The sequence below is a fragment of the Pontimicrobium sp. MEBiC01747 genome, assembly GCF_053601635.1.
This window is the reverse complement of the sequence record NZ_JBSHNS010000478.1, coordinates 1-9,244: the sequence shown is the minus strand read 5'-3', so window position 1 is coordinate 9,244 and position 9,244 is coordinate 1. Positions and strand designations below refer to the sequence as shown.

General features: G+C 31.9%; 9 protein-coding genes. 3 read left to right on the top strand and 6 right to left on the bottom strand.

The window, feature by feature from the left end; all coding sequences use genetic code 11:
* From ACVC2P_RS15755 to ACVC2P_RS15730, 6 genes are all read right to left on the bottom strand, one after another.
* Window positions 1–597 (bottom strand): fatty acid desaturase (locus tag ACVC2P_RS15755; protein WP_452599412.1); only part of this gene is annotated, 597 nt, incomplete at its 3' end.
* Window positions 587–1,468: a patatin-like phospholipase family protein gene (locus tag ACVC2P_RS15750; RefSeq protein ID WP_452599411.1), complete on the bottom strand. Its 882-nt coding sequence runs from the start codon at window positions 1,466–1,468 to the stop codon at window positions 587–589. The genes ACVC2P_RS15755 and ACVC2P_RS15750, both read right to left, overlap by 11 nt.
* Before the next feature lie 3 nt (window positions 1,469–1,471).
* Window positions 1,472–2,893: a Dyp-type peroxidase gene (locus tag ACVC2P_RS15745; protein WP_452599410.1), complete on the bottom strand. Its 1,422-nt coding sequence runs from the start codon at window positions 2,891–2,893 to the stop codon at window positions 1,472–1,474.
* 24 nt (window positions 2,894–2,917) lie between these two features.
* The gene (locus ACVC2P_RS15740) at window positions 2,918–4,162 is read right to left on the bottom strand and encodes a hypothetical protein (protein WP_452599409.1); all 1,245 of its coding nucleotides are present in this window, start codon (window positions 4,160–4,162) and stop codon (window positions 2,918–2,920) included.
* Between the two features lie 15 nt (window positions 4,163–4,177).
* Entirely contained in the window at window positions 4,178–6,259 is a 2,082-nt protein-coding gene (locus ACVC2P_RS15735; protein WP_452599408.1) for a cytochrome P450, read from the bottom strand.
* Window positions 6,260–6,272: 13 nt separating this feature from the next.
* Window positions 6,273–6,893 carry a hypothetical protein gene (locus tag ACVC2P_RS15730; RefSeq protein WP_452599407.1) on the bottom strand — a complete coding sequence of 207 codons (621 nt, stop codon included), beginning with the start codon at window positions 6,891–6,893 and terminating at the stop codon, window positions 6,273–6,275.
* Window positions 6,894–7,137: 244 nt separating this feature from the next.
* On the opposite strand from ACVC2P_RS15730, the gene ACVC2P_RS15725 reads away from it, so the two are divergent.
* The 3 genes from ACVC2P_RS15725 to ACVC2P_RS15715 form a co-directional block, all read left to right on the top strand.
* A complete protein-coding gene (locus ACVC2P_RS15725) occupies window positions 7,138–7,806 on the top strand; it encodes a TetR/AcrR family transcriptional regulator (protein WP_452599406.1) in 669 nt (222 codons plus the stop codon).
* Window positions 7,806–8,156, top strand: coding sequence for a hypothetical protein (locus ACVC2P_RS15720; protein ID WP_452599405.1), 351 nt, complete (start codon window positions 7,806–7,808; stop codon window positions 8,154–8,156). The genes ACVC2P_RS15725 and ACVC2P_RS15720 overlap by 1 nt, the downstream gene beginning before the upstream one ends.
* Window positions 8,157–8,306: 150 nt before the next feature.
* A partial coding sequence (locus ACVC2P_RS15715) for a SulP family inorganic anion transporter (protein WP_452599404.1) occupies window positions 8,307–9,244 on the top strand: 938 nt, incomplete at its 3' end.

The following is a 9,244-nucleotide window of genomic DNA, read 5'->3' as shown; positions in this document are numbered from 1 at the left end:
ATGATGTACTGTCCAAACAGCAAAAAAGGCCATTAAAAACTCTCCAACAATCATTACAGATACATGATAAATTAGAAAATCTATTTTAAAATAAAATACTAGCGTTAACATTATTGCTATAGAAACTAATTCTAGCAATACATTACGTACATACTTTTTATTACCAATTTGTAAAGCAACCTTATGAATTAAAAACATATGTACCGGCCCATATAATATTGCCCCATACCAAGTCATCCCTGCAGATTTCCCTTCGTAATCTTTATCTGTTAAACAGTATTTATGATGCCTTATATGATTAAATTTTATAGCATGAATGGAGGCTACCATTAAAATACTGTTAATGTATAAAGAGAGCCAGGTTAAAAACTTATTTGTTCCTAATGCATTATGGAATCCATTATGCACCTGCCGCAATCCTGTTAAGAAAAAAAACCCAGAAAAAGGTAATGCTGCCCAATAATAACCATAGTAGGCTAACACAATAGAAATAACAAACCACGGAATGGTAAGGTTATTTTCTATTAACATCTCTTTGAGTGTTAAACGCCTTAAATCTTTCCACTCAACACTATTTAATATTTCTTTATGCGTCATCTATTAAATTATCAAAAAAAGCTGTTGTTGCATGTTTCCCTGAATTATATAAATTGGTTTTCTGTTCTTCGGTTAAGTTAAAATCGGTAGCAGAAATACCTAAGTCGTCAACATTAACTGTTCTTTCTTTATCTGTTGAATCTCTTTCAAAATCAATTTTTTGGGTATCTAATAACATTCCAAATACAGCTTTAACGTACCCTAATAAATGATCGTATTCTAAATTATTATTTGTTGCTGGTCTACCCAAATCTCCAAAATGAAAGCCTAATGTTTGCATATTCGCTTCTTCTTGATCAAAAGCAGTAATTGGATAATTATAAGTTAATCCACCATCTACATAAATATGATTGTCTGGTATATTATTAGTAAAAGACCAAGCTTTAAAAAACAATGGAATAGACATTGAGGCTCTCACTGCTTCGGCTACTATTGTTTTTGGTGTTTTCTCATAAGAGAACTCTCGGGCTTGTTGCATATTTAAATCGGAAGAAAATACTCTTAAATCTTTACACCCCAAATTTTTTAAATCTTCAAATGTCGCATTTTTATTTCCTATTTTTTTTTCTATAAATGATTGAATAAACCCTAATAAAAAATCACCTTCATACAATCCATAATGTAAAGGTATACGAAGTGGGTTCCAATGGTCTTCAAAGCCTTTAAAATCTGTTGCTCTTACCACTTTGGTTATAGTAGCCGCATCATAATTTAAACTCACTAAAGCTGCTGTTATCGCTCCCGCAGATGTCCCTGCTACTCGCTTTACACTTTGCAATATGTTTTTTGCCTCCAATACCTCTATAGCTCCTGCATAAGCGATACCTCTTACACCTCCGCCTTCAAAAACAAGATTTTCTATACTATTCATAATTTAAATGGTTGTTAAATAATTAATAACGGTTAACGAAGGGAAAAAGAAATACCCTCCTCCTTTTATTGTTACAAAGCGTTTCCAATTATCTATATATTGATTTACTGGCTCTGCTTGTATAGTAAATTGCCCTTTACTATTATTTGGGTCTCCTTCTGGTGGCACACCAATAATAACATCAATATCATTACTTAAATGACGTAATTGATTATTATTAGACCATGCGTGTTGGATAAATTCAAACTGCAACTCTAAATTAGCGTTGAAACATATAAAACATAATCCCTTTTCTGTTTTATCGCTTCCATCTACTGCTGGTATTTCATAATTTCTACCTCTTCTAATTATGCGGTGTCTTCTGGTTACTTTTAAGGACTGTTTTTTATCATACCATCTAAAGGTATCTCTAGGATTATTTCGCCTTAAATGAGAGCCAAAGGGGCATTTTAATCCATCTGGATCTTTATCTGCATAACCAAAATCATCATTATTAAAATCACCTTCGGGCTGCTTATCTGGGTATAAAACTAATGAAGCGCCATTTGGCCATCTGCCAACGCATTTCGCTGCCAATTTAACACTAGCCTCTTTATCTATATCGCCATTTTCTTTTCTTGTTTTGTCTTCCATGAAGTCCCAAAATTCCTCAACATGCTGTTCCATTTGCCTAAATACCATAAAGGTTCCATTATGTCCTAAATCTTTTTTTCCAGAGCCCATAACATCGTCTTTTAGCAAATTACTATTACCTTGGTTTACTTCTAGCAAAGGTGAATATGGGTATTGGTCATGTTCATTTAAATAACCCATTAAAAATTCCCCCGTTTTTATTAAATCGTTTTCTGGACTTGGCTTTCCCGATCCTTTAATAACTGGTTCCGAAATGCCATCATGAAATCCAAAAGGTTCTTTATTATCTTTTCTTAAATGTGCTTTTATTTCCTTTGTTATGGTTATCCCACCTATAGTCGCTATACGTTGTTTTTCTTCCTTTAAAAAATTAGTTAATGCTTGCTCATCTTTAGCATGAAAAATTAAAGTCATGTGCAACGCCTCATCATTTGCTCCCCATCTCCATTTACTTGGGTCGTTTTCACCATAATCTCCTAAAATCCTGCTTCTATCTTCTGTTACAACACCTTCTCTAAAAGGCACAGGAAAACTTGCTACATTTTTATCTGCTAACCCTAATGCCCCTAATCCCTTTGGAGTAAAAGCTAAATGCAAGGTTTTTTCTGGATGAGTTGAAATGTCTCCAGAGTCTATTAATGGAAAAATGTCTTTAATCCATGCTTTTGCTTTAGTTGCATCTGTAATTTGTAGTAAAAAATAAGCTGTTTCATATAGTTTCCCATAGCCACGAGTAACCATACCTTGTATATCGTTTAAATCTAATGTTCTTGGATTACTAATTATTCCCATTATAATATGTCTTTTAAATTTTCGTTATATTCTACTTAGCATGGTTTTTATTTCTTGATCATTTAATTCTCCCGAATTAAAAAGCTCTACTCTTAATTTAGATTTGTCTACAATTTGCTGCAGTCCATACCAAGGGTAAGCGGAATACCAGATAGGTGTTGGCACTTGTGTTAAGCGCCCCCAACCCATAAATTCTAACACTTTGTAAGAACCGCCTCCAAACATAAAAAAAGTTCTAGGGTAACCTTTAGCTGCTCCATATATAGCATTTAACCCCCAACCATTATTATCTACAAAATCTCCTAAATATTCATCAAAACTTCCATCGAAATTACTAAAAAACACAAAACGGTTTCCTCCATCTATTAATACCCAACGCGCAAAATGTATTGTTGGTGTTCCCATAAGCTGCCCTTCTACAAACCAAGATCGCGCGGCATAACTTGTAGCCCACAAAAAGAACTTTAAACCTAGTTTTCTTAAACCTCCTTTAGTTTCAAATACTTGAGATAGTTGGTTTTGATAAATGATATCTTCTTGTGATTTTAATTGAGCCAAGTGTTCTAATGGTATTTGGTTTTGTGTTTTACCAAATGGTTTTGCTCTTAACTCATAGAAAAAATGAATTATTATTATAAAAATTAGAAGGAATGGTAGTATTACAATTAATAGCAGGGCTAATAGTATTGTTTTTATATAGTTTTTTTTGGGTAAGTGATAATATTCTCTAGCCCAATCCCATTTAGAGTCTTTAGCTAAAAATGCTTGTATTGCTTTATATGCTTCTTTTCTATTAGACCAATCTTTGCCATTATCTTTTACATAGTCTCTTACAGTATTATGCAACTCTGCTTCTTTATGTACTTGTTGTACCGTTCTATTAGGGGCGCCTACATAAAATCCTGGTGTTTTTATTTTATATTTTTGTAAATATGCTAACCTATTTTTATCGTTTCTTTCTGCCTCTTCAGGATAACCAACACAGTTTGCGAAAATTTGATCTAGATCGGAAGGTAATATATTTACCAAATCTATAAGGTGTTGCTTCTCGCTACCATCTATATTAGCTGCATATATTAAACTAGCTGGATACTTATCTGTTTTAGGAGCTATTATCCATCTCGCAAAATGTACTGTGGGTATTTTTCCAAAAGAAAAAAAGCTGTCTTCTTTTGAAGGATTACCACCTGTATTTAATAAAGTGGTTACGGCTTCTATTTGACTAGGAATAATAGGAATTTGTAATGAAACTGCGTTTTGCCTTGTCATATTATATTTTATTAGTTAGTTAGAAGAACTGAAAGTTACAACATAATTATTTGGGAAAGGGCCTATAGTTAGCCCAGAGCCTCTACCAATATTACCTTTAGCATTTGTAACATTTTCTAAGCGTAATACCGCTGCCACCAATTCTGGAATTGTAACCGAATTTATATATTTCCCATAACATTCATGCAATGCAAACCCCCAATTCATATATCTTGAGTCTCTATTATATTTAAATTTTTTTGGTTCAGGAAAGGTAACAGGGTCAAACATTGCCCCAGATGTTAGAGCCATAATTTTTCTATTTCCTTTTATTTTATATGTTTTATTTCCGCTTCCTTTAATAAATTGCTTCGTTTCATTAAAACGTAATACTCCAGGCTGTACTGGGTTAAAACGTAATGCCTCGTATACATATCCTTTAACCACATCCATATTATATGCTTTTGCAGCTGCAATGGCTCCTTTTAACTCTTTAGGCCTTTTAAATAATTCTTCTAATGCATACACTACAGCTTTACTTGTTGTTTCTTGTAAGCCTGTTAACAACCCTCCAATATTTCTTCTAATAATATCAGCATCTACCCATAGATATTCGGGTTGCTGTTGTAATATAATTAATCTACTTAACAAATTATCGTCTAGTGTTTTTCCTTCTGCCAGGTTCTTTTTACTTTTATCTATAAGACTTCTTACCCAGGCTGTCCTCTCTTTTCCTGAGTTTACAGCTGCTAAATGCTTCTCTTTGTTTCCTGTGAAGTTAAGAAACAAATCGTAAAACATAGTACGTTGCCACCTTTTCATTTGTGATTTCACTGGTGCAGGTACTCCAAAATAATCTTCTAATATACCTAGTAGTACATTATAATTTAAGGTTTGCACAACATCTAACTTCTCATGAGGTTGCATTTGTTTGCATATATTATCGGCATGATTACGAACATAAGCTCTAATTCTATCTAAATCGCCTTTATGTGTTGCTTTTCTAACATAGTTTCGTTCTCTATTAAATTGTGGATTATTTCTATCCATTCCTAAAAAAAATGTTCCTTTTTGGTCTGCCATTTTTTTAGCATTAATTTCCTTAATCGTGAAATCTTCATCTCTATTAAGAACATTTACCACTAAATCATGCCTGCTAACTATCGCTATTTTTGCCAATCCTATATTAATTAAGGGCCATCTTTTTTGTAAAAAATAAAATATACGCCATTGATTATTTGTTAGCTTTCCAATACATCTATTAAGTACTCGCTTGATTATATTAGGTGTTTTTGGTATAGCACCTAGGTTTAAATTTATGGGGCGTTCTTCTTGATACATTTTTAAAACAAATTGTCCAGCTGGAGAACGTCTTAATAACATAATTTCGTAACGAAACGCTTCTGATATTTCATTGAATTTCGTTTGAGCTCCTCCATATTCTACAGGCAAAATTACGGGAGCAGCAATGGCAGCAAATGCTAAATCTGCTGCTGTAAATTTGTTGCCTACTAAATATTTACGATTATCGCTTAACAATTTATCTACATGAGAAAAAATGTTTTTTACTTCTGCTAAAAAAACAATTGAATCTTCGTTATTAAGGTTTATTTTTTTTGAAATTCTTTTTTTATAATTACCATAACTTAATCTGTATTTTAATCGATTCAGGAAAGTAATATTCTTTTTTAGTAACGTAAGTGCATTCTTTTTAGATTTAAACAACTCAGAATAACGGTAGCGTTCTACCGCAGTATAAAATGTAGTTGTAAATAATTTATATAATTCGTAAACTTCATTCTGCAAATCTATATCTGAAGGAAATAATTGTTTTCCTTCTGGTAAATTAGCATCAAAATCATGAATAATACTCTCGGAAGAATAAATTAAACGGTCTGTTTGTAAATAAACAGGCATATTATTTACTTCTTGAGAGTTAATAATACGTCCAGCTTTACGCTCACCAATTACTGGTGGATAGTTTTTTTCTATATACTGAATTTGGTTTATGTCTAAAACCCATTTTGCAATTTCTGTATGACCAGCGGTGTTAATGCTAACTAATGTTGGTACTCGTTTAGAGTAACTAAAGGATTTATAAAATTTTATAGGATTCATAATAGCTGTAGTTTTAATTTAATTTGGTTGCATAATAAGTACAGATATCGTCACCTAACTCTATACGTTTTTTAATATATTCTTCTACCTCTAGTTCTTTTTTAAATAGCACATATGTACCTAAAGCATGTCCTCTTACATCTTTTATTTTTTTAATTACTGCTAATGGAGTTATGTTTGTTTTTTGTAAATGATCTATAAAATCTTCAGGGTTACCCTGTATTCCTACCATTATAATAGCACTTGTTTTTTGCAAACGTTCTAATTGACTTGGGTTACAATATGTCCAACTCGTTTGTAGGGTGGCTTTGGCTCGCATTGCTGCTTCTCCACCAAACAACAATCCATTCATTACCTTCATATATGCTTTAGAAGAGGCATAATGAGTAATGTATATGTAAGTTCTATCTCTTGTTTTAAAAGGACCTAAAGATAAAGGTGTATTATATTTTATACTTACTGCTAAGCTTTTTTTAAGAAAGCTTTCAAACAAAGCTTCATCTCCTTCTTTAACTTGAAGAATATTAAACATGGGTTGAGGTTTAGACCAATTTTTTTCTGTAAAGGTCCTGTAGGAAAGGGCTTTTATAATACCTAATGTATCTAAAAGTGTATTCGTTATTTTACTTGGCATTATTGAGGGTTTTTTATAGTAATACGAATATACTTTATAAGGTTTACCTTTTTACAGGTATAAATACCTAATTTATATCAAATACTATAGCAATAGTAGTACTACTATTACCTAATAACACCTTAAAATATTAAATACAACAAACCTAAACTAAACTTAACAACCACAAAATCAATACTTTCTTAAACAAAAGTTAAACAGTTTTGTTTTAATAGTAATACTATTATATATTTGTTATTTAACTATGGAAAACCTACATATACATATTGCTATAAATCCAGATTTATATACTAAAAACCCTGAGTCCTCAGATTTAGGAAAAAAAATAGTAAGCAAAAGTATAGAAATGATAGATGAATTAGGTTTTGAAACTTTTACTTTTAAGAAACTAGGAATTGCCATAGGCTCTAACGAAAGTTCTATTTATAGATACTTTGAAAGTAAACATGCCTTGTTAGTTTACCTAATAAATTGGTATTGGAGCTGGATAGAATATAAATTAGTTTTTACTACAACCAATGTTCCGTCTCCGCACGATAGATTAAATAATGCTATAAAGCTTTTAACAGAGCATGTAGAAAAAGACAATGCTTTTACGTTTATAAATGAAATATTATTAAATAAAATTATTATTTCTGAGTCTGCAAAAGCATACTACACAAAAGACGTAGATAAAGAAAACGAAAAAGGGTTTTATAAAACATACAAAAGAGTTGTACAACGCGTGAGCGAAATTGTTATAGAAATAAACCCGAAATTCGAGTTTCCGCACATGCTTATATCTACAGTTATAGAAGGCGCACACCACCAAAGATATTTTTCTAAACACTTACCCGCTTTAACAGATGTAGAAGAAGGAAAAAATAACATTGTTAGGTTTTATACAGATTTAGTACAAAAAACTATTGCATAATGAATTTGTTAAAGCATAACATATTAAACAGTTTAAAATACGGCGTTTCTACTCTTGTGCTATTTAGTATATTATTGCAGCCTATAGCAAAAGTTATTTCAATTTTTAGCGACGATACTGTTGAGTTAGTTTCTCTAAACTGGTTAGAGGACACTACGGATATTGATGAGAAAAAAGAAGATAAAAAGGATGAGAATAGCAAAGAAGATGAGAAAAAAACTGAGCCTCAGTTTTTAAGCTCACAAAAACAATCTTATGTTTTTGTATCTATAGCTCCTAATTACAATGTTTTAGAATTTATGTTAGATTTTAATTTAGACATTGTAATACCACCCCCAAAGCACGCCTAAATTATTTATACTCTTTTATTTTCGGTACTTTTTAACTCTAGAAGCTACTGATTACTTTTCCTAATATAGGAACCAATCAAATTAAATTATCAATTAAAGGATTACCCCATTTAAAAATACGGTAACACTTGCCTTTAAATTATTAAAATCATGAATAGTTCAAACCCCTTTAAAAATTTTAAAGCCGATATCCCGGCTAGTATTGTTGTATTTTTTGTCGCACTTCCATTATGTCTAGGTATAGCATTAGCTAGTGGAGCTCCTTTATTCTCAGGTTTAATTGCTGGAATTGTAGGAGGTGTTGTTGTAGGAGCACTAAGTGGCTCTTCTGTAGGGGTTAGTGGACCAGCTGCAGGTTTAGCCGCTATTGTTCTAGTAGCCATCGGTTCTTTAGGTGGTTATGAAAATTTCTTATTAGCTGTTGTTTTAGGAGGTATTATACAACTTCTTTTTGGGTTACTTAGACTAGGTGTTATAGCTTATTATTTCCCTTCTTCAGTTATTAAAGGGATGCTAACTGGTATAGGTATTATTATTATATTAAAGCAAATCCCTCACTTTTTTGGCTACGACGCTGACCCAGAAGGAGACTTTGCCTTTTTTCAAGTAGACGGAGAAAATACTTTTTCAGAAATTATTAATGCCATTAATTTTATTAGTCCTGGAGCCACTACTATTGGTATAATTGGATTAATTATTTTAATAGTATGGAGTAATGTTCTTTCTAAAAAAGGAAAAATATTTCAAATTATTCAAGGCCCATTAGTAGCAGTAGCAATTGGTATTATATATTATATTATAACTTCTGGTAACAGCACATGGGGAATTTCTGAAAGTCATTTAGTTAGTGTTCCTGTTCCTGGAGATGCCAGTTCATTTTTAGCACAATTTAGCTTTCCAAATTTTAAAGCTATAACAAACCCAGAGATATGGGTTACTGCTTTTACTATTGCATTAGTTGCAAGTCTTGAAACCTTACTATGCGTTGAGGCTACAGATAAGTTAGATCCAAGAAAACGTGTTACGCCAACAAACCGAGAATTATTAGCACAAGGTTCTGGTAATATTATTTCTGGTTTAATTGGAGG